This window comes from Marinobacter bohaiensis (assembly GCF_003258515.1).
GTDB lineage: Bacteria > Pseudomonadota > Gammaproteobacteria > Pseudomonadales > Oleiphilaceae > Marinobacter_A > Marinobacter_A bohaiensis.
Genome location: NZ_QGEH01000001.1, coordinates 2,738,302 through 2,762,578 on the forward strand (window position 1 = coordinate 2,738,302; position 24,277 = coordinate 2,762,578).

The window sequence follows — 24,277 nt, forward strand, 5'->3', positions numbered from 1 at the left end:
AATCAGGCCCGGCGCCGCGCCTCCATGCGCGACAGGAACTCCTGCATCACCAGCGTGTAAAGCTCGCCCCCGAGGAAACGGTCCTCAACGCCGGCGTCGATGTTCGGGTTGTCGTTCACCTCGATTACCGCCACCCGATTGCCCGACTGCTTGATGTCCACCCCATACAGTCCGTCGCCGATCAGACGCGTGGCGTTCAGGGCGGCCTGGATCACATTGCGCGGCACTTCGTAGGTTGGCAGGGTATCGAAGTCGCCGCTGTCGAACTGCTGGTTGTCGCCGTGGCTGTAGATCTGCCAGTGGCCCTTCACCATGTAGTACTTGCAGGCGAAGATGGCGCGCCCACCGAGCACACCGATACGCCAGTCGTAGTCCGTGTAAAGGTATTCCTGCGCCAGCACCAGCGCCGACTGCCGGAACAGCGTTTTCAGGGCGCCCTGCAACTGCGCTTCGTTTTCCGCCCGCATCACGCCCCGGGAAAAGGCGCCATCGGGGATTTTCACCACCATGGGAAAGCCCAGGTGTTCGATAGCCTGCCCGACGCTGTCCTTCTGGTCTTTCGACAGGATCAGCGTGCGTGGCGTGGGCACCTTGTTGTTCTTCAGCAGGTCCGCCAGGAACACTTTGTTGGTGCAACGCAGGATCGACACCGGATCGTCGATCACCACCAGCCCTTCGGCTGCCGCCTTGCGGGCGAAACGGTAAGTGTGGTGGTCGATGGATGTGGTCTCGCGAATAAACAGGCCGTCGTATTCCGGCAGGCGCATGTAATCCCTGCGGGTGATGGTTTCCACGTTGATGCCCAGCTTGCGGCCGGCCTTGATAAAGCATTCCAGCGCCTTGCCGTCGCTCGGCGGCAGCTTTTCTTCCGGATCCACCAGCATGGCCAGGTCATAACGGTACGTGCGGCGCGAACGCGGCTTGCGCCACAAGGCGCTACTGAAACGGTCCAGCGCCTCGGCGAACGTGTCCTGCTCGGTCTCGCTCAGATCGGCCGGCGAGGCCGGCTTCATGGACTCAATCTGCCAGTTGCCGCGAAAGCGGAACACCACCTCCAGGATGGGACAGGGGAAGCGCTCGAACAGGGCGCGGGCCACGGGCTTGAGGGCCTCGTGCTGTGACTTGCCGAAGAAGGTCCGGAGTTTGATCCGGTCCGCCCTGCCGGCGCTCTTGGCGGCGTCGTCCAGCCAGCGCAGAACCCTGGGGTCCAGCTCATCCAGTTCCAGCGAGAACAGCGATTTGCGGCGCAGATCGTTGAGCGTCATCACCGACGGCACCACATGGTGCCCACGGGCCTCCGCCAGCAGGGAACAGTAGTAGCCACGACTCAGGTAGCGGGCACTCTGGCACAGGTTGATCACGCGCACGCGCTGGCTGGCATTGGCGGAGAACTGGACGTAATCGTCGAACGTCATCACATCCGAACTGGGGTAGTACGGAGCCCAGTCACGGGCGCGATCGACAACAATCAACAGACGGGACATAAACCGGTTTCCTTCCTGAAACGGCCCTGAAAGCGCGACAATACGCCGACTCGTGAAACCGCACAATCGGCCGCCCATAGCGGATTTCACGCACCTTTTCCGACGCCTGGACTGGCCCCATAATGGCGGCGCATGCAAGATGCTTGCATCATCAACCGATTTGTTGCCAACAGGTATTGCCCAGAGTCATGACGACGGTTATCCGCACCGCCCAAAACAGCGACCTGGATGCGCTGGTCACCCTGGAGAATAGCAGCTTCTCCGACGACCGGATCTCGCGCCGCAGCTTCCGCCGCTTCCTGGACATGCCCCGGGACCGGCTGCTCGTAGCCGAAAACGACGGCGGCCTGCTGGGCTACAGTCTGGTGCTGATGCACAAGGCCACGCGCCTGGCCCGCATCTACTCCATCGCCGTGGCCGACGAAGCCCGCGGCCAGGGTCTGGGAGAACAGCTGGTGCGCGCCAGCGAGCAGGCCGCGGTGGATGCCGGGCGCATCGTCATGCGGCTGGAAGTGCGGGAGGACAACGCCGGCGCCATTCGGCTCTACCGCAAGCTGGGCTACCGTCAGTTCGGCACCTATCGCGACTACTACGAGGACCACGGCAACGCCCTGCGTTTCGAACGGCGCATCCTGTTCTTCGAGCCGTCGGCCGGGATGCGGCCGGTGCCCTACTACCCGCAGACAACCGACTTCACCTGCGGGCCCGCCGCGCTGATGATGGCGATGGCGGCGCAGTGCCCCGACCGGCAACTGACCACGCTGGAAGAACTGCGCATCTGGCGCGAGGCCACCACCATCTTCATGCTGGCCGGGCACGGGGGTTGCGGGCCCCACGGCCTGGCCCTGGCAGCGTGGCAGCGGGGTTTCGACGTCTCTGCCCACATCAGCAAGGAGGGGCCGCTGTTCCGGGATACGGTGCGCAGCCCGGAGAAAAAGCGGGTGCTGGAGCTGGTCCACGAAGGGTTTATTCACGATATGGCGCGGACCGGTATCGCCCTGCACCACGAGCCGATCGGCATCGAGGTGATCGAACAGGCCCTGTCACGAGGTGAGGTGCCGGTCATCCTGGTCAGCACCTGGCAGTTGAATCGCAGCCGGGTGCCGCACTGGGTGGCGGTGTGCGCGATGGACGACCAGTTCGTCTACCTGCACGACCCGGAAGTCTGTATCGAGGACGGTGAAACCATCGCCGACAAGCAGTACCTGCCGATCGACCGCAGCGTGTTTGGCCAGATGGCGGCCTATGGCCATCGCCAGCGCCTGCAGGCCGCGGTAATCGTCGGCCCCAGGCGGGAGGACGGGGCAGCCGCCTGATGCGCGATCAGGCGGTGCGGATGGTGGCTTCCTTGAGCGAGGCGATTTCGTCACGCAGGCGGGCGGCACGCTCGAAATCCAGGTCCGAGGCGGCCTTGTACATGTCGTCCTCCAGCTTGCCGATCTCCTTGAGCAGCTCCTCCGGCGACTTGCCATGGGCCTTGATGCGGTATTCCTCCGCTTCCTCGGCGGCCTTCTGCCCCGGACGCTCGGAACCGCGACGACGACCCGGCGCGCCGGCCTGGGCTCCTTCCATGATATCGGTGACCCGCTTGTTGAGCCCCTGGGGCGTGATCCCGTGCTCCTCGTTGTGGGCCATCTGCTTCTCGCGGCGACGCTCGGTCTCATCGATGGCCCGCTGCATGGAGCCGGTCACATTATCCCCGTAGAGGATTGCCTTGCCGTGCACGTTCCGCGCGGCACGGCCGATGGTCTGGATCAGTGAGCGCTCGGAGCGCAGGAAGCCTTCCTTGTCGGCGTCGAGAATGGCGACCAGGGAGACTTCCGGCATGTCCAGACCTTCCCGCAGCAGGTTGATCCCCACCAGCACGTCGAACTCACCCCGGCGCAGGTCGCGGATGATCTCCACCCGCTCCACGGTATCGATGTCCGAGTGCAGGTAGCGCACGCGCACATCATGCTCCTGCAGGAAGTCGGTCAGATCCTCGGCCATGCGCTTGGTCAGGGTAGTCACCAGCACCCGCTCGTCCACGTCCACGCGCTTGCGGATCTCGGACAGCAGATCGTCCACCTGGGTCGAGGCCGGACGCACCTCGATTTCCGGGTCCAGCAGGCCGGTAGGACGCACCACCTGCTCCACCACCTGGCCGGCGTGCTCGGCTTCGTAGTTGGCCGGGGTGGCGGACACGAAAATCATCTGCGGTGCGATCCGCTCCCACTCGTCGAAGCGCATGGGGCGATTATCCAGCGCCGACGGCAGGCGAAAGCCATACTCCACCAGGGTTTCCTTGCGCGAACGGTCGCCCCGGTACATGGCGCCGATCTGGGAAATGGTGACGTGGGACTCGTCCACCACCAGCAGTGCGTTGGGCGGCAGGTAGTCGAACAGCGTCGGCGGGGCCTCCCCCGGCCGGCGCCCGGACAGGTAACGGGAGTAATTCTCGATGCCGTTGCAGTAGCCCAGCTCCAGCATCATCTCGATGTCGTAGCGGGTCCGCTCTTCCAGGCGCTGGGCTTCCACCAGCTTGTTGTTGTCGCGCAGCTGCTTGAGGCGCTCGTCCAGCTCGACCTTGATGTGCTCCACCGCGTCGAGCACCACCTGGCGCGGCGTGACGTAGTGACTCTTGGGATAGATGGTGACGCGCGGCACACGACGCAGGACTTCACCGGTCAGCGGGTCGAAGTAGCTGAGGTTTTCCACCTCGTCGTCGAACAGCTCGATGCGGATCGCCTCTTTCTCGGATTCCGCCGGAAACACGTCGATCACGTCGCCGCGGACCCGGTAGTTGGCGCGGTGAAACTCGACGTCGTTGCGGGTGTACTGCAGCTCGGCCAGCCGACGCAGGATAAAGCGCTGGTCGATCTCGTCGCCGCGATCCAGATGCAGCATCATCTTCAGATAGGACTGCGGGTCGCCCAGACCGTAGATCGAGGACACGGTCGCCACGATGATCGAGTCGGACCGCTCCAGCAACGCCTTGGTGGCGGACAACCGCATCTGCTCGATGTGCTCGTTGATGGAGGCATCCTTCTCGATGAAGGTGTCCGACGACGGCACGTAGGCTTCGGGCTGGTAGTAGTCGTAATAGGAGACGAAGTACTCCACCGCGTTGTCGGGGAAGAACTCCTTGAACTCGCCGTAAAGCTGTGCCGCCAGGGTCTTGTTGTGGGCCATGACGATGGTCGGTCGCTGCACCCGCTCCACCACGTTGGCGACGGTGAACGTCTTGCCCGAACCGGTCACCCCCAGCAACGTCTGGTGCGCCAGGCCGGATTCGATGCCATCGACCAGACCCTCGATCGCGGTCGGCTGGTCACCGGCGGGCTGGTAAGCGGATTCAACCTTGAACATGTGGCGTGACTGCCCCCTTATGCAGTGAATCGCAGTGTGCGAAGATGCCCCAACGTGGCATCAACTTATCCTGATGCCGCCTTCATGGTAACATCATAGCGTTTTGCTTTTATCAGGCTTTCCCGAATTCAAACGCCGGCCAATCGGGTCCGGCGGCCGGGCGGGCCACTCATGACGCATCTTAAGGAGCGCTAGTTTGGACGTTCAACTCTCGAACCGTGTGCAAGCCATCAAGCCCTCACCGACCCTGGCTGTCACCAACAAGGCAGCGGAATTGCGAGCGGCCGGTCAGGACATTATCGGCCTGGGCGCAGGTGAGCCGGACTTTGACACGCCTGATCACATCAAGGCCGCGGCGATCGAAGCCATCAAGGGCGGTCAGACCAAATACACCGCTGTGGACGGTACGCCGGGTCTGAAGAAAGCGATCATCGAGAAGTTCAAGCGCGACAACGGCCTCGACTACGAAGCCAACCAGATCCTGGTTTCCAGCGGCGGCAAACAGAGCTTCTTCAACCTCGCCCTGGCGACCCTGAACCCGGGTGACGAAGCCATCATCCCGGCGCCCTACTGGGTGTCCTACCCGGACATGGTACTGGTCGCCGAAGGCAAGCCGGTGATCCTGGAAACCTCCGCCGAGAGCCGTTTCAAGATCACCGCCGAGCAGCTGGAAAACGCCATTACCGATCGCACCCGGCTGTTCGTCATCAACAGCCCGTCCAACCCGAGCGGCATGGCCTACTCGATGGAAGAGCTGCAGGCCATCGGCGAGGTGCTGAAGAAGCACCCGCAGGTGATGATTGCGACGGACGATATGTACGAGCCGATCCTCTGGACCGGCAAGCCGTTCTGCAACATCCTCAACGCCACGCCGGAACTGTACGACCGGACCTTCGTGCTGAACGGGGTGTCCAAGGCCTATTCCATGACCGGCTGGCGTATCGGCTACGCCGCCGGGCCGGCCAAGGTCATCGGCGCCATGAAGAAGATCCAGTCGCAGAGCACCTCCAACCCCAGCTCCATCTCACAGGCAGCCGCCCAGGCCGCCCTCGATGGCTCGCAGGACTGCGTCGGCGAAATGGTCAAGGCGTTCAAGGAACGGCATGACTACGTGGTCGACGCGCTCAACGGGATCGAGGGCGTGGAATGCCTGTCCGGCGACGGCACCTTCTACGTATTCCCGAGCTTCCAGGGCGCCATCGACGCCCGTGACGGCGTCAACACCGATGTCGAGCTGGCCGAAACGCTGCTCAAGGAAGCGGGCGTCGCCCTGGTTCCGGGCTCGGCGTTCGGTGCACCCGGCCACATGCGACTGAGCTTCGCCACCAGCATGGAGAACCTGCAGAACGCCATCGAGCGCCTGCAGAAAACCCTGGGATAAGCCCGATCTGCGACAGGCCCGAAAAAGATAAAAGGTTTGTCGCAGAAGGGGTTGACGGTGACGGGGCGCCACCGTAATATACGCGCCTCGTCACCGATGACACTCCCCGATAGCTCAGTTGGTAGAGCAACGGACTGTTAATCCGTTTGTCGCTGGTTCGAGCCCAGCTCGGGGAGCCAAATTGCAAAAAGCCGCTGAAACCAGCGGCTTTTTTTTATGCCCGAAACCTGTGCGCGACCATCGCGACACCTCCCGCTTGCAGGACCGGCATCAACCCCGTCAGGCCCGAACGCCCCCGAAACAAAAACGCCCCGGCCATATCGACCGGGGCGCTCTTTATGACAGCGACAGCGGAGAGTTCGTCACACCTACTCTTCCGCCAGCCGGATCTCTGCCTGAATCTCTTCCAGAGCCTCCAGCGGGTTGCCCGCCTGGGTAATCGGCCGACCGATCACCAGATAATCGCTACCGGCACGCAAGGCATCGGACGGCGTCATAATGCGCCGCTGATCGCCCTGTGCGGCAAACGTCGGACGAATGCCGGGCGTTACCAGCCGGAAGCGCTCGCCCTGCTCTGAACGCAGCACAGAGGCCTCCTGGGCCGAGCACACCACACCATCCAGACCGGCGTTGTAGGTCATCGCTGCCAAGCGAGAGACGTGCGCCTCCGGCGATTCGGCAATCCCGAGACCTTGCAGGTCGGCCGCGGTCATGCTGGTCAGGACCGTCACGGCGATCAGCAGCGGCCGATCCTTACCGAAATCCTCCAAGCGCTCACGGCACGCGGCCATCATGGTTTCACCGCCGGAAGCATGCACGTTGACCATCCAGACGCCCAGGTCCGCGGCCGCCGCGACCGCCGCGGAGGCGGTATTGGGAATGTCGTGAAACTTGAGGTCCAGGAAGACCTCGAAACCACGCTCCTGGAGCCGGCGCACGAAGTCGGGCCCGAACCGGGTGAACATCTCTTTGCCAACCTTCAGCCGGCATAACCCCGGATCCAACTGGTCGACCAGCTTCAGGGCGTCATCCTGAACCGGGAAATCCAGGGCAACAATAATGCGCGGGCCCAGCTCCGCCATCGTTTCATTCATAACCGTTCTCATCTTTGCTCTGGCAGGCACTTGAAACGCCTGCCGGGTGAATCCGTTATTCCGCTTCCACACCCTGGATGGGCTGGACTTTTTCCCAGCGTTTGCAACTGGGACACAGCCAGTGCAGCTGCCGCCCTTCAAAACCGCAGTTGGTGCACCGATAGACCGGGCGGTTGGACAAAAGTAGCTGTCCCATCCGACTAACCAGACGACCTTCATCGGTCGTCATGCCTTTCTCGTAGCCGGCCATCTCAACCAGCCGCAACAACCCCTTCAGGCTCGGGCGAATCTCCAGCTCTTCCCTCAAAAGCTCAATGGCCGCGGGTCGCCCGGAGCTTTTCTCGACCGACTCCACCAGCGCCAGCAGCAGACTGGTGGATGGCCAACGCTGGTAGAGCTTGCGCAGGCGACGCGCCAGCCGCGCCACATCGCCCTTCTCCCGCGCTTGCCGCATCAGGCGATCGATCGCTTCCGGCCCAAAAGCCGGGTTCTGATCGAACACCTGGAGCAGGGATTGCGACACCTCGGACAGGTTCCCGTGACGTTTCTGAATATCCGCCTGCAGAAAACTGGCGCGCACGCAGGTGTGGTCGTGCTCAAGTGCGTCCTTGAGCAGCTTTTGTGCCCCCCAGCGGTCATCATGTCGCAGCGCATCTTCGGCCAGCTCGCAGGTCAGGTAAGCCAACCGCTTCTTCAGCTCATCCTCGGGATAGCCCACGGTCAGCGTACTGGCAACCTGCCGCGCCTTGTCCCACTCACGCTCCTGCTGGTAGAGCTCAATCAGCTGGTCGGCAGCCTGCCGACTGTAGTCGCGACTACCCAGCAACTGGTGGAACAGGGACTCCGCCCGATCCAGCAAGCCGGCGGTCATGTAATCCATGGCCAGTTCGTAGGTGACTTGCGGGGAAAAGCGGGAGGGCAACTCAGGGCGGGCCAGCAGGTTCTGGTGAATAACAATGGCGCGCTCGGTCTCACCCTTCAGGCGGAAGTGCGCGCCCACCGACAGGTGCAGACCCACGGTCTCACGATTGACCACCAGCGACTGCACAAAGTTCTCGATGGCCTGGTCGGAATAGTTGGTAAACAGGAACTGGAGGCGGTCGCGAACGGCATCCTCATCGTCGATGCGGGCACCGGCCCCCTGACCATCGCGGCCCCAGCGCCCCATAAACCAACCGGCGGCAACCGCGATAACAAGGAGCAGCCAATGAAGCACTGTTTCCATCAGGGATTCCGGTCAGCTTCCAGCCTGGCCTTTTCGAGCTGCTTTTCGGTCTGGTCCAGTTTCTTCTGAAGGTGTCGGCGATTCACCGACGAGCGGAGCATGGCCAGGGACGTCAACAGCATTCCGATCACACCGCCCGCCACGAAGGCAAGGATCAACCAGAAGGCGATGCCATAGGCTGCCGTTTCAAAGAATAAAAAGTTAAGTGATACAGAAACCTGATTATTCAGGGAAAAAACCAGCGCGACGAGGATCAGAAAGATCACGACGAGGCCGATGATCACCTTTTGCAGCCAGGCCATACCTAGGGGCTCCCGAGTGGTTAGCTTCCGTTCCGGAGGGGGCTCATATAGTAGCACAGCAAAACGGGCGGATGCCCGGACATCGGACACCAGCCTGCCGCCCGGTCAAGGCCAGGCAAGCCAGACCCGCTCCGGATCAAAAGCCACTCTTCATGCTGTCATTGACCTGCTCGCGCAATTCCTTGCCCGGCTTGAAATGCGGAACATGCTTGGCGGGTAATTGCACAGCGTCCCCGGTCTTGGGGTTGCGGCCGGTACGAGCAGACCGGTGATGCAGCGAAAAGCTGCCGAATCCCCGAATCTCAATACGCTGCCCTTCGGCCAGCGACTGGGACATGTGCTCGATAATGGTTTTCACCGCCAACTCAACGTCTTTCACGGACAACTGTGTCTGCTTGGAAGCAATCAGCTCTACCAGCTCAGACTTTGTCATGACTCTTCCTTCTGATTCTTATCGCGATATCAGCCCCTGGAAACCTGCTTAATCGGGATTTCTGCCTGCAACAGTCGGCACCGTAAAGATCGCTGGCACGAAAGGCAATCCCCTGATTTCGCCTTTCTGCACCCAACGAACAAACAACGCGGCACGCCGCCTGAGTGTCGGCCATCGATCTCCCGAATACAGGAAACGGATCGTTACCGGAGAGAGCCAACCAGCAAAGCGAACCCTCCCCTTGCCAGTAGTTTAGCCAAACCCAAAAAAAAGACAAAAAAAACGGGCTGTTACAGCCCGTTTTTTTATTTCAGCGCTTCTGCCAATTATTCTTTGTTGGCATTCTGCTGCTGCATCTGCTCTTTGATCAGGTCACCGATGGTGGTGGCACCTGAGGTTTCGGCAGACTTCTCGCGAACGCTCTGCAGCGCCGCTTTGTCGTCTTCAACATCCTTGGACTTCACGGACAGGTTGATGACGCGGTTCTTGCGGTCGATGCTGATGATCTTCGCTTCGACTTCGTCGCCTTCATTCAGGACGTTACGCGCGTCTTCAACGCGGTCACGGCTGATTTCAGAGGCTTTCAGGACCGCTTCAACTTCGTCGTTCAGGGAGACAGTGGCCGACTTGGCGTCGATGGCCGTAACCGTGCCCTTGACGATGGAGCCCTTGTCGTTCAGCTGTACAAACTCGGCGAACGGATCGCTTTCCAGCTGCTTGATGCCCAGGGAAATGCGCTCACGCTCCGGATCAACAGACAGGATAACGGTTTCGACTTCGTCGCCCTTCTTGTACTGGCGAACGGCTTCTTCACCGGCTTCGTTCCAGCTGATGTCGGACAGGTGAACCAGACCGTCAATGCCGCCGTCCAGACCGATGAAGATACCAAAGTCCGTGATGGACTTGATCTTACCGGTGATGCGGTCACCCTTGTTGAAGTTGCTGGAGAAGTCTTCCCACGGGTTGGACATGCACTGCTTGATGCCCAGGGAAATACGACGACGCTCTTCGTCGATGTCCAGAATCATCACTTCAACTTCGTCACCCACCTGAACAACCTTGGACGGGTGGATGTTCTTGTTGGTCCAGTCCATTTCGGACACGTGCACCAGACCTTCAACGCCTTCTTCCAGCTCAGCAAAGCAGCCGTAGTCGGTCAGGTTGGTCACGCGCGCGTTGACCTTGGAACCTTCCGGGTAGCGACCCTTGATATCAACCCAGGGATCTTCACCCAGTTGCTTCAGACCCAGGGATACGCGGTTACGCTCACGGTCAAACTTGAGCACCTTGACGTTGATCTCGTCACCCACGTTGACGATCTCGCTCGGATGCTTGATGCGCTTCCACGCCATGTCGGTGATGTGCAGCAGGCCATCGACACCGCCCAGATCCACGAACGCACCGTAGTCGGTCAGGTTCTTGACGATACCCTTGATTTCCAGACCTTCGGTCAGGGTTTCCAGCAGGGCTTCGCGCTCGGCGCTGTTCTCAGCTTCCAGAACGGCACGACGGGAAACGACCACGTTGTTGCGCTTCTGGTCCAGCTTGATGACCTTGAACTCAAGCTCTTTGTTTTCCAGGTGAGTCGTGTCGCGAACCGGACGCACATCAACCAGGGAGCCCGGCAGGAAGGCACGGATACCGCTCAGGTCGACTGTAAAGCCGCCTTTAACCTTGCCATTGATCACACCTTTAACGACTTCTTCCGCCTCGAAGCTCTTCTCGAGCACTTTCCAGGCTTCAGCGCGCTTGGCCTTCTCACGGGACAGACGGGTTGCACCGAAACCGTCTTCTACCGCGTCGAGAGCCACATCGACAACGTCACCAATCTGGATTTCCAGTTCGCCCTTGTCGTTCAGGAACTGGCTGGCAGGAATCGCGCCTTCCGACTTGAGGCCCGCGTTAACGGTGACCCAGTCGTTGTCGATGTCAACCACGGTTCCCTGGACAATGGAACCCGGTTGCATGTCAATTTCTTTCAGGCTTTCTTCAAAAAGATCCGCAAAGCTCTCGCTCATTATGTGTCCTATGTGATCAACGCAAGTGTTCTCCGTGCTACCAGCAACACGGTCTGTTCAAAGTGGCCAAAAACCTGCCAAAGGCTGGCGAACTACACAGATTTTCAGCTTCCAACGACAAAAGGGTGCGGTCAGGCCTGACCACTTGCGGCCATTACCTTTTCCAGCACCTCTTGTATGCTTAATCCCGTCGAGTCAATGACTTGCGCATCTTCTGCGGGTTTAAGCGGAGCACTGGCCCGGTTCATATCCCGGTCATCCCGTGCCCGTATCTCCTCTAAAAGGTCGTCAATACTAACACCGACACCCGCTTCCAGCAACTGCTGATAGCGTCGTTCAGCGCGTTCCTCGGCGCTTGCGGTCAGGAAGATCTTGACCGGAGCGTCGGGGAAAATCACCGTGCCCATGTCGCGGCCATCGGCCACTAATCCGGGCGCCTTGCGAAAATCCCGCTGACGCTGCAGAAGCGCATCGCGCACGGGCTGCAACACCGCGACCCGGGAAGCGTTCTCGCCACAGGTCTCGGTGCGGATCGCCGCGGTCACGTCATCTCCATCGAGCAACACCCGCGCCGGCTCGCCGGGCGGAGTGGGCTCGAAAGCCACATCCAGGGAGCCAGCCACTCGGACCAGCCCCTCGACATCCTCATAGTTTACACCGTGACGCTCCGCCGCGAGTGCTGTCAAGCGATACAGAGCACCACTATCCAGCAGGTGGTAACCCAGTTTACGAGCCAGCATCTGGGTGATCGTGCCCTTGCCGGAACCGCTGGGCCCGTCGATCGTGATAACCGGGATCGACGTCATGACGCCTCCACCTTCAACTGGATGCCGACACCCTGCGCCAGCTCTACGAAATTCGGGAACGAGGTCGCCACATTGGCGCAATCGGTAATGGTGATCTCCCCTTCCGCCCGCAGCGAGGCGACGGCAAAAGCCATGGCGATGCGGTGATCACCGTGACTGTTGACGGTGCCGGCCCGCATGGGCTGGCCACCGCGAATCTCGATACCGTCCGGAGTGACCCTGCTCGCCACGCCCAGTTCGGCGAGGCCGTCCGCCATGACCTGAATGCGGTCGCTCTCCTTGACGCGCAGCTCCTCGGCGCCGGTCAGGACCGTTTCGCCTTCGGCACAAACCGCGGCGATAAACAGTACCGGGAACTCGTCGATGGCCAGCGGGACCTGATCTTCAGGAATCCGGATGCCTTTCAGTGGCGCGTAACGCACCCGCAAGTCGGCGACCGGTTCACCACCGACTTCGCGCTCGTTTTCCAGCTGGATGTCGGCGCCCATCTGCCTGAGGATATTGATCACGCCAACCCGGGTGGGATTAATGCCCACGTGACGCAGGGTCAGGTCGGCACCGGGCGTGATGGACGCCGCCACCAGGAAAAACGCCGCCGAGGAGATATCCGCCGGCACGTCGATGTGTCCGCCAGTCAACTGGCCACCACTGCTCACCTTCGCCGTGGCTCCTTCGCGGGTCACCGGATAGCCGAAGCCCTGCAGCATGCGCTCGGTGTGATCGCGGGTCGGCGCCGGCTCGGTGACCGCGGTTTCGCCCTCGGCATAGAGCCCCGCCAGCAACAGGCAGGATTTCACCTGGGCGCTGGCCATGGGCATGTTGTAGGTAATTCCGTGCAGCGCCTGACCGCCCTTGATCGTCAGTGGCGGACGCCCGCCTTCGGCGGTGTCGATAACCGCACCCATCTCACGCAGCGGATCGGCGACCCGGTTCATGGGGCGCTTGGTCAGGCTCTCGTCGCCGGTCAGTTGGGTATCGAATGCCTGGCCGGCGAGCAGCCCGGCGAACAGGCGCATGGCGGTGCCAGAGTTGCCCAGGTAGAGCGATCCACGCGGGGCCTGCAGCCCGTGCAGGCCGACACCGTGGATGCGTACGTGCCCCTGGTCCGGACCCTCGATGGTCACCCCCATGTCGCGGAACGCCTGCAGGGTGGCGAGACTGTCCTCACCTTCGAGGAAGCCGTCCACTTCGGTAATACCGTCCGCCAACGCGCCCAGCATAATGGAGCGGTGGGACATGGATTTGTCGCCGGCTACCCGGATATCGCCCCGGACGCTACCGCCGGGCTGGAGTTTGAACGTTACCTGTTTCTGGCTCATGGTCGTTACGTACGCCTGTCCTGAGAGCATTTTGGAGAAGTGGTCGCGGGCCGCCTTGGCGCGACTGAAAACCCGGAGTAACTGCTTGCCGTCACCCTGTTCGATCGCACTCCGCAGCGATTCGAGATCGGCCGAGAAATGATCGATGACTTTAAGAACCGCCTCCCGGTTCGAAAGAAAGATGTCATGCCACATGACCGGGTCGCTCGCAGCAATGCGGGTAAAGTCCCGGAAGCCACCCGCTGCATAGCGGAATATCTCGAGATTATCGTCTTCCCCGGCCAGGGTATCCACCAGGGAGAAAGCGATAAGATGCGGCAGATGGCTGGTCGCCGCCAGCACTTCGTCGTGACGCTCAACCGGCATGGTCAGCACGGTCGCACCGCAGGCCGACCAGAGGCCGCTCAGTCGTTCGACCGCAGAGGCATCGCTGTGTTCGTCCGGCGTCAGGATCACCTTGTGCGCGGCAAACAGGTCGGGATTCGCAGCCGTGATGCCGCTTTTCTCGGAGCCGGCAATGGGATGGCCGGGAATGACCCAACTGGGCCAGCTGCCGAAAACCTCGCGCACGGCCTGGACGAAGCTGCTCTTGGTGCTGCCGACGTCGGTCAGCACAACGCCCTCGGCCAGGTGATCACGGATCTCTTCCAGTACGCTGCCCACGGCGCGCACGGGAACGGCGACCACCACCAGATCGGCGCCCTTGACGGCCTCCGCCGCCGTGGGTGACCCGCGATCAATAACGCCCAGTTCCACTCCGGTTTTCAGGTCGTCGAGCCGCTGATCGGCGCCGACCACTTCGGCCACCAGCCCCTGCTCGCGCGCCGCCCTGGCCAGGGAGCCGCCAATCAGCCCCAGCCCAATGACGGCCATGCGCCGGAACAGCGGCGCAGCACGTGAGGCCGGAGTCGTCGGGTCAGCCATCGGCGGACTCCAGCACCTGTTTCAGGGCGTCCAGACAACGGGCATTCTCATCCGCCAGACCGACGGAAATCCGCAGGTGGTTGGGCATGCCATAGCCACCGATCGGGCGCACGATCACGCCATGACGCAGCAGCCCCTGGAACACGGACTCGGCGTCACGCCCCACATCCACGGCGATGAAGTTGCCGCTGGACGGGATGTATGCCAGCCCCAGTTTTTCGAATCCCTCTGCCAACTGACGCAGCCCGGCCCGGTTCACCTCACGTGAACGCTGCAGGTAATCGTCGTCGTCCAACACCGCGGTGGCGGCGGACAGGGCCACCGTATCCACATTGAACGCCTGGCGCACGCGGTTGATGACATCGGCAATGTCCGCCGAGGACACCGCATACCCCACCCGCAGCGCCGCCAGCCCCCAGGCCTTGGAGAAAGTGCGCGCAACGACCAGGTTGGGATGGCGCGGCAGCATGGAAACGCCGTCGGGGAACTCATCCCCTTCAAAGTACTCGCCGTAGGCCTCATCCAGAACCACGACGACATGTTCCGGCACCCGGTCCAGGAAGGATTCAATCGCCGCCTGCCCCAGCGCCGTGCCGGTGGGGTTGTTGGGGTTGGCAACGAACACGATCCGCGTCCTGTCGGTGATCGCCGCCGCCATGGCGTCCAGGTCGTGCCCCCAGTTTCGGGCGGGCACGCTGATGCCTGTGGCACCCACCGCCTGGGTGGAAATCGGGTAAACCGCAAACGCGTACTGGGAGAACACCACTTCGTCGCCGGGACCGGCAAAGGCGCGAATCACCAGCTCCAGCACATCGTTGGAGCCGTTGCCGAGCGTCAGTTGGTCGGTCGACACGGACAGGCGTTCGGCCAGCTTCTGCTTGAGAATAAAGCCGTTGCCGTCGGGATACAGGCACATGTCATCGAGCGCGGCCTTCGCCGCCGCCAGGGCCTTGGCACTAGGGCCCAGCGGATTCTCGTTACTGGCCAGCTTGATGATCTCGGACGGCGCCAGCCCCAACTCCCGGGCCACTTCCTCGATCGGCTTGCCCGGCTGGTAGGGGCTCAGGGCCCGCACGCCGGGAACGGCCAGGGATTTGAAATCGATCGACATGCTCACTCCTGCTCTAACTTTTTACCACTCAGGCAGCCACCACGGACCGCCCGTCACCGGATCACCCCTAAAGCACGCCGATGGGGTAAGACCCCAGACGCTTGAGTTCCACTGCGCCGGCATCGATTTCCCGCAGCACCGCCTGCACCCGCGGATCGTCGGCGTGCGCCTCGAAATCGATGTAGAACACGTACGCCCAGGTGCCGCTCGGGGACGGCCGGGTTTCAATCCGAGTCAGACTCAGGCCGTGACGGTGGAACGGTTCCAGCAGCTCGTACAGGGCGCCCGGTTTGTTACGCATGGACACCAGGATGGAGGATTTGTCCTGGCCGCTGGGGCCGACTTCTTCCCGCCCGATGATCAGGAAGCGGGTCGTGTTGTCCGGACGATCCTCAATGGTGCCCGCCAGTTTGCGTAACCCGTACAGCTCAGCCGCCATATCGCCGGCAATCGCCGCCGTTCCGGGCTCTTCGGCCGCCCGCCGCGCCGCTTCCGCGTTGCTGCTAACGGCCACGCGCTCAACGCCGCTCCAGTGAGCGTCCAGCCACTGGCGGCACTGGGCAAAGGATTGCTGGTGCGAGTAGATGCGGGTGATGGCGCCATCGTCTGTTTCCGCGCCGGTCAGCAGGTGATGATGGATACGGAGCTGCACCTCGCCGCAGATCTTGAGCGGCGACGCCATGAACATATCCAGGGTGTGGTTGATCATGCCCTCGGTGGAATTCTCCACCGGCACCACACCGTAATGAGCCTCGCCGGATTCCACTTCGCGGAAGACGTCGTCGATCGCCGGCAGCGGCACGCTGACCACGGAATGCCCGAAATGCTTGAGCGCCGCTGCCTGGGTGAAGGTGCCTTCGGGGCCGAGAAACGCGATGTGCATGGGCTTTTCCAGCCCCAAACAGGCTGACATGATCTCGCGGAACAGTCGTGCCATCTCTTCGCCCGGCAGCGGTCCCGGATTGTCTTCCTTGATCCGGCGCAGGATCTGCGCTTCGCGCTCGGGTCGATAGAAGAAAACGTCCTCGTCCGGACGCGCCGCCGTTTTCACGTGGGCGACTTCCTGGGCGCACTCGGCGCGGGCGCTGATCAGCGCCATGATCTGCTTGTCGATGCTGTCGATGCGCTCGCGCAGCTCCGCCAGCCGGGTCTGTTCATCACTCATAATCAGCCCCGCTCCTTCTCGAACGCCGTCATGTAGTCGATCAGCGCGTCAACGCCCGCTTCGGGCATGGCGTTGTAGATGGATGCCCGCATGCCGCCCACGCTGCGATGCCCCTTGAGGTTCAGCAGGGAGCGCGCCTCGGCGCCTTTGAGGAACTCGGCGTTGAGCCCATCGTCCGCCAGAGTGAACGGCACGTTCATCCAGGATCGGAAGCGCGGCTCGATCGGGTTGGCGTAGAAGTCGCTGGCGTCGATGAAATCGTACAGCTTGCGAGCCTTGCGCTGATTGATTTCGCCTATGGCGGCCACACCGCCCTGGGCCTTGAGCCATTTGAACACCAGCCCCGCCAGGTACCAGGAATAGGTCGCCGGCGTGTTGTACATGGAGCCGTTGTCAGCGATGGTCTTGTAATCCAGCATGGTCGGCGTACCGGGACGGGCATGCCCCAGCAGGTCCTTGCGGATAATCACCACCACCAGACCGGACGGTCCGATGTTTTTCTGGGCGCCGGCATAGATCAGGCCGAACTTCGAGATATCCACCGGCCGCGACAGCATGGTAGAGGACATATCCGCCACCAGCGGCACGCCGCCGGACTCGGGGACGAAGTCATACTCCAGCCCACCGATGGTTTCGTTTGGCGTGTAATGCAGATAGGCGGCGTCCGGGCGGGTCTGCCACTCGGCCTGATCGGGAATCGTCGTAAACCCCTGCGCTTCGCTGGAAGCCGCCACGTTGACATCGGCAAAGCGCCGGGCTTCGGCGATGGCCTTCTTCGACCAGATGCCGGTGTTGACGTAGTCGGCGCTCGACTTCTCGCCCAACAGATTGAGCGGCACGGTGGCGAACTGACTGCTGGCGCCGCCCTGCATGAACAGCACCGCGTAGTCGTCGGGCACGCCCGCCAGTTCCCGGAGATCCTGCTCGGCGGTCTCGGCAATCGCGACGAACTCGTCGCTGCGGTGACTCATTTCCATCACCGACATGCCGGTCCCCTGCCAATCCAGCATTTCCTCCCGGGCCTGCCGGAGGACCTCTTCCGGCAAGGTCGCCGGGCCCGCACAGAAGTTATACGCTCTGCTCATTACCGCCTGCTCTCTCCTCGTTACTGGGAATGCGGACCGTCAGTCCGCATCGCCTCCGGTTTCCGGCGCGTCGGTCGCGCCTTCTTCCGCGGCGCCTTCATCGCCCTCACCCTCTTCGCCTTCATCGTCGCTTTCGGCGATGCGCTGAACCGCCACCAGGCGCTCGTCTTCCTGAGCCAGACGGATCAGGCGTACACCCTGGGTGTTCCGGCTCAGCAGGGAAACCTCACCGGTGCTGGAGCGCACCAGGGTGCCCTTGTCGGAGATCAGCATCATCTCATCGCCTTCGAACACCTGGGTCGCCGACACCAGGTTACCGTTACGCTCGGAACACTGCATGGCGATGACGCCCTGGCTGCCACGACTGTAGGCCGGGAATTCTTCCAGCTGGGTGCGCTTGCCATAGCCGTTTTCACTGGCGGTCAGGATCATGCCGTCTTCTTCCGGAATGATCAGAGACACCACGCGGTGGCCATCAGGCATCTTGATACCACGCACACCGCGCGCAGTCCGACCCATCGCGCGCACCTGCTCTTCCTGGAAGCGCACAGCCTTGCCGGCGGAGGAGAACAGCATGACCTCGGACTCGCCGGCGGTAATGGCCGCGCCGATCAGGGTGTCGCCCTCGTCCAGGGACAGGGCAATCAGGCCACTGCTGCGCGGGCGCGAGAAATTCGGCAGCGGGGTCTTCTTGACCACACCGGCGGAGGTGGCCATCAGCACGTAATGGTCTTCCGGATAATCGCGCACCGGCAGGAAGGTGGTGACACGCTCATCCTCATCCAGCGGCAGAATGTTGACCATCGGCCGGCCCCGCGCCCCACGGCTGGCCTGGGGAATCTCGAACACCCGCAGCCAGTACACCTTACCCTTGTTGGTGAAGCACAGGATGGTGTCGTGGGAGTTGGCGACCAGCAGCTTCTCGATGAAATCCTCTTCCTTCATCGCGGTCGAGGAGCGGCCACGGCCACCACGGCGCTGGGCCTGGTAGGCCTCCACCGGCTGGGTCTTGGCGTAACCGTTGTGGGAGATGGTCACCACCAGGTCTTCCTCGTCGATCAGATCGGCGATGGTCAGGTCGCGGCGGGAGCTGGTGATCTCGGTGCGGCGCTCGTCGCCGAACTCGGACACGATGGCTTCCAGCTCTTCCTGAATGACTTCCATCAGGCGCGCCGGCTCGCTGAGGATGTGGATCAGCTCGGCGATCTTGTCGAGGATTTCCTTGTATTCGTTCTGCAGCTTCTCGGTTTCCAGACCGGTCAGGCGGTGCAGGCGCAGGTCCAGAATGGCCTGGGCCTGCTCCGGCGACAGGTGGTAGATCCCGTCGCGCATGCCGAAGATCTCCGGCAGATCGTCCGGACGACAGGCGTCCTGACCGGCGCGTTCGAGCATGTCGGACACCTGCCCCGGCTGCCAGCCTTTGGCCAGCAGCTTTTCCTTGGCTTCCGCCGCGGACGGGGACTGCTTGATCAGCTCGATGACTTCGTCGATGTTGGCCAGTGCAACCGTGAGACCTTCCAGGATGTGGCCGCGCTCACGGGCCTTGCGCAGTTCGTAGATGGTCCGGCGGGTAACCACTTCGCGCCGGTGACGGACAAACGCTTCCAGGATCTGCTTCAGGTTGAGGATCTTCGGCTCGCCGTTGATCAGGGCCACCATGTTGATGCCGAACACGGTTTCCATCTGGGTGTGGGCAAATAGGTTGTTGACCACCACCTCGGCGTTCTCGCCCCGGCGCAGCTCGATCACCACGCGGATGCCTTCCTTGTTGGACTCGTCGCGCAGCTCGGAGATGCCTTCGACGCGCTTCTCCTTGACCAGCTCGGCGATCTTCTCGATCAGGCGGGCCTTGTTAAGCTGGTACGGCAGCTGGGTGATGATGATAGCCTCGCGGCCGGTCTTCTTGTCGATCACCTCGATCTCGTGACGGGCACGGATATAGATGCGACCGCGACCGGTGCGGTAGGCCTCGATGATGCCGGCACGGCCGTTGATGATGCCTTCGGTCGGGAAATCCGGCCCCGGGATGTATTCCATCAGCTCATCGATGGTGATATCCGGGTTATCCATCAGCGCCAGGCAGCCGCTGACCACTTCTTTCAGGTTGTGCGGCGGAATGTTGGTCGCCATGCCTACGGCAATGCCGGAGGAACCGTTGACCAACAGGTTGGGCACACGGGTCGGCAGGACGTCGGGAATCTGCTCGGTGCCGTCGTAGTTGGGTACGAAGTCGACGGTTTCCTTGTCCAGATCCGCCAGCAGCGAGTGCGCAATCTTCTCCATGCGGATTTCGGTGTAACGCATGGCCGCCGCGTTATCACCGTCGATGGAGCCAAAGTTACCCTGGCCGTCTACCAGCGGGTAGCGCATGGAAAACGGCTGAGCCATCCGCACGATGGTGTCGTAAACCGCGGAATCGCCATGCGGGTGGTATTTACCGATGACGTCACCCACCACACGGGCGGATTTCTTGTAGGCCTTGTTCCAGTCGTTGTTCAGCTCCGACATCGCGAACAGGACACGACGGTGAACCGGCTTGAGGCCGTCGCGGACATCGGGCAGGGCCCGCCCGACGATCACGCTCATGGCGTAATCGAGATAGGACTGTTTCAGCTCGTCTTCAATATTTACGGGCAGGATCTCTTTGGCTAATTCACCCATCGAGAAGGATTCCTTTGCGTTTGCTGGAAGTCGTCCTTGCGGGAATCGGCATTGGCTCCGCTTCCCGGACACTGGCTTTCCGGACTGGCTTCTTCGGCCACCGGAAACGACCTTGCCGGACGCTGCTTTATTCGCCGGGGAAACATGGCCCCTCTCGCACGTGAGAGGCTCCCCAGGGCGGATTTATAAGCCGTCGATGATACCACAATCGAGGCCCCGGGGTGACATCGAAATGCCGTCTAAATGAAGGAAGGAAGTCAGCTTTCCGGAGGTCGGGCGACCTCCGGATCAAACCCGCGTTCAGGTGAAAACGACGGTCTTGTTCTCGTGAGTGATGACGCGGTCCTCAATGTGCGAACGCAAGCCTCGGGCCAGCACATTCTTCTCGACATCCTTGCCCAGTCGCACCATGTCCTCGATGGTGTCGCTGTGGCTGACGCGGATCACGTCCTGCTCGATAATCGGCCCCTCGTCCAGATCCTGGGTCACGTAGTGGCAGGTGGCGCCAATCAGCTTGACCCCGCGGCTGTAAGCCTGGTGGTAAGGACGCGCGCCGGCGAACGACGGCAGGAAGCTGTGATGGATATTGATCACCTTGCCGGCGTACTGCTCGCACACCTCCGGCGGCAGGATTTGCATGTAGCGGGCCAGCACGATCACATCCGCGCCGTAGTGGGCGAACAGATTATTCACCTCGGCGAAGGCTTCGGGCTTGTTGTCCCTGGTCACCGGTACGTGGTGATAGGGAATATCGTGCCACTCCACCATGCGGCGCAGGTCGTCGTGGTTGGAGATCACCGCCACGATTTCCGCGTTCAGCTCCTTGCTGTGCCAGCGGTGCAGCAGGTCCGCCAGACAGTGAGATTCCTTGGAGCACATCAGCACAACCTTCTTGGGCTCGGCGGAATCCGCCACATGCCAGGTCATGTCGAATTCCCGGGCAATCGGTTCGAAGGCGGCGCGGAACTGATCCAGGCCGAAGGGAATGGAACTGGCCTTGATCTCGTGCCGCATAAAGAACCAGCCGGCCTGGTTGTCGGCGTGGTGGCTGGCCTCGGTGATCCAGCCGTTGTAGGTAGTCAGGAAGTTACTGACCTTGGCCACGATGCCAACCCGGTCAGGACAGGAAATCACCAGACGATATGTATGTTCCATGCGTTATCACAGCCATCCGGAAAGGCCGCCGCCGGAAGCCCGCAGGCAGCCTCTCATTCAATCTCGGAGACGGAAAACGGCGGCACGGCCGCTTTCCAGCGAAACGCCGCATGATAACGGATTGTCCGGGCCGGCGTAAGCCACCGGTCCGGCGGGAATTACCGAGACTCAGTGCGCCAGGTCGTCGGTACGAGCGGCCATGATGAAGTCGTTGCGATGCAGGCCGCCGATCTTGTGGGTCCACCAGTGAACCGTGACCTTGCCGTACTCGGTCAGCAGGGCCGGATGATGCCCCTCCGACTCGGCCAACTCGCCCACCTTGTTGGTGAACGTCAATGCCTCGGCGAAATTCCTGAAGCGGAATACCCGCTCAAGCTGCCGCTCGCCATCCCGGGTCACCACCACCCAATCCGGCAGGTCGGCGCTGAGGGTATCGAGCTCCTTGCCGGTGACCTCGGGCGCATCGGCACGACAGGCTTCGCAGGACTCGGATTTCAACTCTGACATGACTTCCTCCTTGGTCCGGAATGGTCAGTCACAGCCTGCGCCCCACCCCGAAACAGGTCAACCCCCTTGCAAGCCATCCCACTCTTTGCAAACGACCACCCTCAACCTATACTGTATAAATAAACAGTATCGCAGAGAGACACGCATGAGCGAGATCCTCGACCAGCTACTCGACAACGCCCGCATCTGGCAGGCCAGCCGCCACCAGCAGGCCCTGGGTGCGGCAGCGGAGAGCACCGGCTTTGCCGCGCTCGACGCGCAACTGCCCGGCGGCGGTTGGCCCCGTGGCGCCCTGATTGAATGCCTGACCCCCGCCCCCGGCATTGGCGAACTGCGCCTGCTGCTGCCGGCCCTGTGCCGCCTGTCCCGTGCCGGGCAGACCGTATTCTGGATCGACCCGCCACACACACCCTACGCACCGGCCCTGGCCCGGGCGCAGGTGGAACTGAACCAGGTGGTGAGTGTGCAGACCCAAAGCCGGGAGGACCGGCTCTGGGCCCTGGAGAACTGCCTGCGCTCGCACACCACCGGCCTGGCCATGATCTGGCTCGATGCCGCCAGGCGCAGCGACATCCGCCGAATCCAATTGGCTGCCGAAGCGGGCGATAATCTGTGCGTCCTGTTCCGGGACGCGCGCTATGCCGACCAGTCCTCCCCCGCTGCCCTGCGCCTGCAACTGAATCCCCTGGCGAACGGCCAGTTGCAGGCGAATATCCTCAAACGCCGTGGCGGCTGGCCCGTCGACGGCCTCACCCTGCCCCTGGCACCAGTGGCTCCGGCACAGGATGCCGAAGCCCTGCCTGGCAACGTCATCCGCGGCCCCTGGCCCCAACCGCACTGAGATCCGGCATGCTGTGGCTTTACCTGCACTTTCCCCACCTGTTGCTGGAGCATTTCAGCCAGAGCGAGACCTCGCCCCGCCCCATGGCACTGGTCAGCGGATACCCGCCACGGGTCACCCAGCTCAACCCGGAAGCCGCCCGGGCGGGCGTAACGATTGGCCAGAGCCCCCAGACCGCCAGCGCCCTGGCGGACGGCCTGCAACTGATTCCCGCCGACATGGAGGAGCAGGCCCGGGTTCTGGAGCAGCAAGCTGCCTGGCTCTACCGCCAGGCCGCCCGCATCAGCCTCTACCCACCGGACGGCCTCCTGGTCGAGGCCGGCAGCCTGCGTCGCCTGCACGGCGGCCTGGACAATCTGTGGCGCACCCTGGAAGCGGAGCTGGGCCGACGCCACCTGAGTGCCCAGCTGGCCTGCGGTAGCACGCCCCTGGGCGCCCGCCTACTGGCGCGCAGCAACAGCGGGCACTGCACCGATGACACCCGGCGCCTGCGGCACTCCCTGGATAGCCTAGACATCGGCCACACCGACCTGGACGAGCGAACCATCGAACGCCTGCAGCGCATGGGCCTGCACACTCTGGGGCAGGTGCTCACCCTGCCTGATCGGGAGCTGGCCCGGCGCCTGGGACCGGAGACCTGCCTGATGCTGCAGAAGATCGAGGGGCGGGCCGCTGATCCGCAGTCAGACTGGCAACCCCCACCCTACTTTCACCGCCGCCTGGATTTCGCCGAGGATGTGGAACACAGCAGCGGCCTGCTCTTTCCCCTGCAGCGCGCCCTGCAGGAACTGGAAACGGAGTTGCGCTGGCGCCAGCAGCACACCGACACACTGCAACTGGAAATCCGTCACCGCAGTCAGCCGGTCACCTCTCTGCCGCTTCGCTCCACCGCGCCGAAACACCGTGCCAGCGCCTTTCTCGACCTGGCGCACCTGAAACTGGACCGGCACACCCTGGAGGCGCCAGCCATTGGCCTGTCCCTCAAGGTGCGGCGCTTTATCGGGCGGGAAGCGCCGACCGGCGACGACCTGTTCGGCGACACTCCCAACGCCCGCGACGAAGCCCGCCAGCACCTGCTCAGCCGGCTGCAGGCGCGCCTGGGAGAAGACGCCCTGCATCGGCCGACCCTGCGGGCCGACCACCGCCCCGAGCAGGCCTGGACCGCGTCTCCAATGCGGGCCATGGCGGCAACAGCCAGCGACCTGCCACGCCGACCGCTGTGGCTGTTGCGTGCGCCCCAGCCGCTACAGGAAATGCCGCAACTCTGGCTGGCCGGCCCCGAACGCATCAGCGCCGGCTGGTGGGACGGCGAGCGCGTCCAGCGCGACTATTACATCGCCCGGCTGCACAGCGGCCAGACCGGCTGGCTGTTCCGGGACGTGACCGGCGGCTGGTTCATCCACGGCTGGTTCGGGTAA

General features: G+C 62.5%; 19 protein-coding genes and 1 tRNA gene. 5 read left to right on the plus strand and 15 right to left on the minus strand.

The window, feature by feature from the left end; translation table 11 throughout:
* Positions 1 to 2: 2 nt before the first annotated feature.
* Positions 3 to 1,484 carry a RimK family protein gene (locus tag DKK67_RS12275; protein WP_111496609.1) on the minus strand — a complete coding sequence of 494 codons (1,482 nt, stop codon included), beginning with the start codon at positions 1,482 to 1,484 and terminating at the stop codon, positions 3 to 5.
* A 188-nt stretch (positions 1,485 to 1,672) separates the two neighbouring features.
* On the opposite strand from DKK67_RS12275, the gene DKK67_RS12280 reads away from it, so the two are divergent.
* Complete coding sequence (locus DKK67_RS12280; RefSeq protein WP_111496610.1) at positions 1,673 to 2,800, plus strand: GNAT family N-acetyltransferase/peptidase C39 family protein; 1,128 nt, start codon at positions 1,673 to 1,675, stop codon at positions 2,798 to 2,800.
* Positions 2,801 to 2,807: 7 nt separating this feature from the next.
* On the opposite strand, the gene uvrB is transcribed toward DKK67_RS12280, so the two are convergent.
* A complete protein-coding gene (gene uvrB, locus DKK67_RS12285; protein WP_111496611.1) occupies positions 2,808 to 4,832 on the minus strand; it encodes an excinuclease ABC subunit UvrB in 2,025 nt (674 codons plus the stop codon).
* Between the two features lie 196 nt (positions 4,833 to 5,028).
* Here uvrB and DKK67_RS12290 point away from each other — a divergent pair, with 196 nt between their 5' ends.
* Together DKK67_RS12290 and DKK67_RS12295 are read left to right on the plus strand one after the other, a co-directional pair.
* On the plus strand, positions 5,029 to 6,213 hold the full coding sequence (locus tag DKK67_RS12290; RefSeq protein ID WP_111496612.1) for a pyridoxal phosphate-dependent aminotransferase: 1,185 nt from the start codon (positions 5,029 to 5,031) through the stop codon (positions 6,211 to 6,213).
* A 103-nt stretch (positions 6,214 to 6,316) separates the two neighbouring features.
* A tRNA-Asn gene (locus DKK67_RS12295) sits at positions 6,317 to 6,392 on the plus strand.
* A gap of 189 nt (positions 6,393 to 6,581) precedes the next feature.
* Here DKK67_RS12295 and pyrF read toward each other — a convergent pair.
* The 13 genes from pyrF to DKK67_RS12360 form a co-directional block, all read right to left on the minus strand.
* Positions 6,582 to 7,307, minus strand: coding sequence for an orotidine-5'-phosphate decarboxylase (pyrF, locus tag DKK67_RS12300; protein ID WP_228160588.1), 726 nt, complete (start codon positions 7,305 to 7,307; stop codon positions 6,582 to 6,584).
* A 55-nt stretch (positions 7,308 to 7,362) separates the two neighbouring features.
* On the minus strand, positions 7,363 to 8,532 hold the full coding sequence (gene lapB / locus DKK67_RS12305; RefSeq protein WP_111496613.1) for a lipopolysaccharide assembly protein LapB: 1,170 nt from the start codon (positions 8,530 to 8,532) through the stop codon (positions 7,363 to 7,365).
* The gene (locus DKK67_RS12310) at positions 8,532 to 8,834 is read right to left on the minus strand and encodes a lipopolysaccharide assembly protein LapA domain-containing protein (protein WP_111496614.1); all 303 of its coding nucleotides are present in this window, start codon (positions 8,832 to 8,834) and stop codon (positions 8,532 to 8,534) included. Before DKK67_RS12310 ends, lapB begins: the two co-directional genes overlap by 1 nt.
* A 136-nt stretch (positions 8,835 to 8,970) precedes the next feature.
* Complete coding sequence (locus DKK67_RS12315; RefSeq protein ID WP_111496615.1) at positions 8,971 to 9,267, minus strand: integration host factor subunit beta; 297 nt, start codon at positions 9,265 to 9,267, stop codon at positions 8,971 to 8,973.
* Between the two features lie 326 nt (positions 9,268 to 9,593).
* Positions 9,594 to 11,285, minus strand: a complete 1,692-nt coding sequence (gene rpsA, locus DKK67_RS12320; RefSeq protein ID WP_111496616.1) for a 30S ribosomal protein S1 — start codon at positions 11,283 to 11,285, stop codon at positions 9,594 to 9,596.
* Positions 11,286 to 11,416: 131 nt separating this feature from the next.
* Entirely contained in the window at positions 11,417 to 12,091 is a 675-nt protein-coding gene (gene cmk, locus DKK67_RS12325; RefSeq protein WP_111496617.1) for a (d)CMP kinase, read from the minus strand.
* Entirely contained in the window at positions 12,088 to 14,334 is a 2,247-nt protein-coding gene (locus DKK67_RS12330) for a bifunctional prephenate dehydrogenase/3-phosphoshikimate 1-carboxyvinyltransferase (protein WP_111496618.1), read from the minus strand. Before DKK67_RS12330 ends, cmk begins: the two co-directional genes overlap by 4 nt.
* On the minus strand, positions 14,327 to 15,445 hold the full coding sequence (hisC, locus tag DKK67_RS12335; RefSeq protein WP_111496619.1) for a histidinol-phosphate transaminase: 1,119 nt from the start codon (positions 15,443 to 15,445) through the stop codon (positions 14,327 to 14,329). The genes DKK67_RS12330 and hisC overlap by 8 nt, the downstream gene beginning before the upstream one ends.
* Before the next feature lie 67 nt (positions 15,446 to 15,512).
* The gene (pheA, locus tag DKK67_RS12340; protein WP_111496620.1) at positions 15,513 to 16,610 is read right to left on the minus strand and encodes a prephenate dehydratase; all 1,098 of its coding nucleotides are present in this window, start codon (positions 16,608 to 16,610) and stop codon (positions 15,513 to 15,515) included.
* A gap of 2 nt (positions 16,611 to 16,612) precedes the next feature.
* Entirely contained in the window at positions 16,613 to 17,695 is a 1,083-nt protein-coding gene (gene serC / locus DKK67_RS12345; RefSeq protein WP_111496621.1) for a 3-phosphoserine/phosphohydroxythreonine transaminase, read from the minus strand.
* Positions 17,696 to 17,734: 39 nt separating this feature from the next.
* Positions 17,735 to 20,356: a DNA gyrase subunit A gene (gyrA, locus tag DKK67_RS12350; RefSeq protein WP_111496622.1), complete on the minus strand. Its 2,622-nt coding sequence runs from the start codon at positions 20,354 to 20,356 to the stop codon at positions 17,735 to 17,737.
* Between the two features lie 300 nt (positions 20,357 to 20,656).
* Positions 20,657 to 21,511: a formyltetrahydrofolate deformylase gene (purU, locus tag DKK67_RS12355; protein WP_111496623.1), complete on the minus strand. Its 855-nt coding sequence runs from the start codon at positions 21,509 to 21,511 to the stop codon at positions 20,657 to 20,659.
* A 168-nt stretch (positions 21,512 to 21,679) separates the two neighbouring features.
* The gene (locus DKK67_RS12360) at positions 21,680 to 22,018 is read right to left on the minus strand and encodes a 4a-hydroxytetrahydrobiopterin dehydratase (RefSeq protein ID WP_111496624.1); all 339 of its coding nucleotides are present in this window, start codon (positions 22,016 to 22,018) and stop codon (positions 21,680 to 21,682) included.
* A 145-nt stretch (positions 22,019 to 22,163) separates the two neighbouring features.
* Here DKK67_RS12360 and imuA point away from each other — a divergent pair, with 145 nt between their 5' ends.
* A complete protein-coding gene (imuA, locus tag DKK67_RS12365) occupies positions 22,164 to 22,859 on the plus strand; it encodes a translesion DNA synthesis-associated protein ImuA (protein ID WP_111496625.1) in 696 nt (231 codons plus the stop codon).
* A gap of 8 nt (positions 22,860 to 22,867) precedes the next feature.
* Positions 22,868 to 24,277, plus strand: a complete 1,410-nt coding sequence (locus DKK67_RS12370; protein ID WP_111496626.1) for a Y-family DNA polymerase — start codon at positions 22,868 to 22,870, stop codon at positions 24,275 to 24,277.

Coding starts and splice junctions, on each gene's coding strand:
- DKK67_RS12275 (WP_111496609.1), bottom strand. CDS start 1,484: ATGTCCCGTCTGTTGATTGTTGTCGATCGCGCCCGTGACTGGGCTCCG.
- DKK67_RS12280 (WP_111496610.1), top strand. CDS start 1,673: ATGACGACGGTTATCCGCACCGCCCAAAACAGCGACCTGGATGCGCTG.
- uvrB (WP_111496611.1), bottom strand. CDS start 4,832: ATGTTCAAGGTTGAATCCGCTTACCAGCCCGCCGGTGACCAGCCGACC.
- pyrF (WP_228160588.1), bottom strand. CDS start 7,307: ATGAATGAAACGATGGCGGAGCTGGGCCCGCGCATTATTGTTGCCCTG.
- lapB (WP_111496613.1), bottom strand. CDS start 8,532: ATGGAAACAGTGCTTCATTGGCTGCTCCTTGTTATCGCGGTTGCCGCC.
- DKK67_RS12310 (WP_111496614.1), bottom strand. CDS start 8,834: ATGGCCTGGCTGCAAAAGGTGATCATCGGCCTCGTCGTGATCTTTCTG.
- DKK67_RS12315 (WP_111496615.1), bottom strand. CDS start 9,267: ATGACAAAGTCTGAGCTGGTAGAGCTGATTGCTTCCAAGCAGACACAG.
- rpsA (WP_111496616.1), bottom strand. CDS start 11,285: ATGAGCGAGAGCTTTGCGGATCTTTTTGAAGAAAGCCTGAAAGAAATT.
- cmk (WP_111496617.1), bottom strand. CDS start 12,091: ATGACGTCGATCCCGGTTATCACGATCGACGGGCCCAGCGGTTCCGGC.
- DKK67_RS12330 (WP_111496618.1), bottom strand. CDS start 14,334: ATGGCTGACCCGACGACTCCGGCCTCACGTGCTGCGCCGCTGTTCCGG.
- hisC (WP_111496619.1), bottom strand. CDS start 15,445: ATGTCGATCGATTTCAAATCCCTGGCCGTTCCCGGCGTGCGGGCCCTG.
- pheA (WP_111496620.1), bottom strand. CDS start 16,610: ATGAGTGATGAACAGACCCGGCTGGCGGAGCTGCGCGAGCGCATCGAC.
- serC (WP_111496621.1), bottom strand. CDS start 17,695: ATGAGCAGAGCGTATAACTTCTGTGCGGGCCCGGCGACCTTGCCGGAA.
- gyrA (WP_111496622.1), bottom strand. CDS start 20,356: ATGGGTGAATTAGCCAAAGAGATCCTGCCCGTAAATATTGAAGACGAG.
- purU (WP_111496623.1), bottom strand. CDS start 21,511: ATGGAACATACATATCGTCTGGTGATTTCCTGTCCTGACCGGGTTGGC.
- DKK67_RS12360 (WP_111496624.1), bottom strand. CDS start 22,018: ATGTCAGAGTTGAAATCCGAGTCCTGCGAAGCCTGTCGTGCCGATGCG.
- imuA (WP_111496625.1), top strand. CDS start 22,164: ATGAGCGAGATCCTCGACCAGCTACTCGACAACGCCCGCATCTGGCAG.
- DKK67_RS12370 (WP_111496626.1), top strand. CDS start 22,868: ATGCTGTGGCTTTACCTGCACTTTCCCCACCTGTTGCTGGAGCATTTC.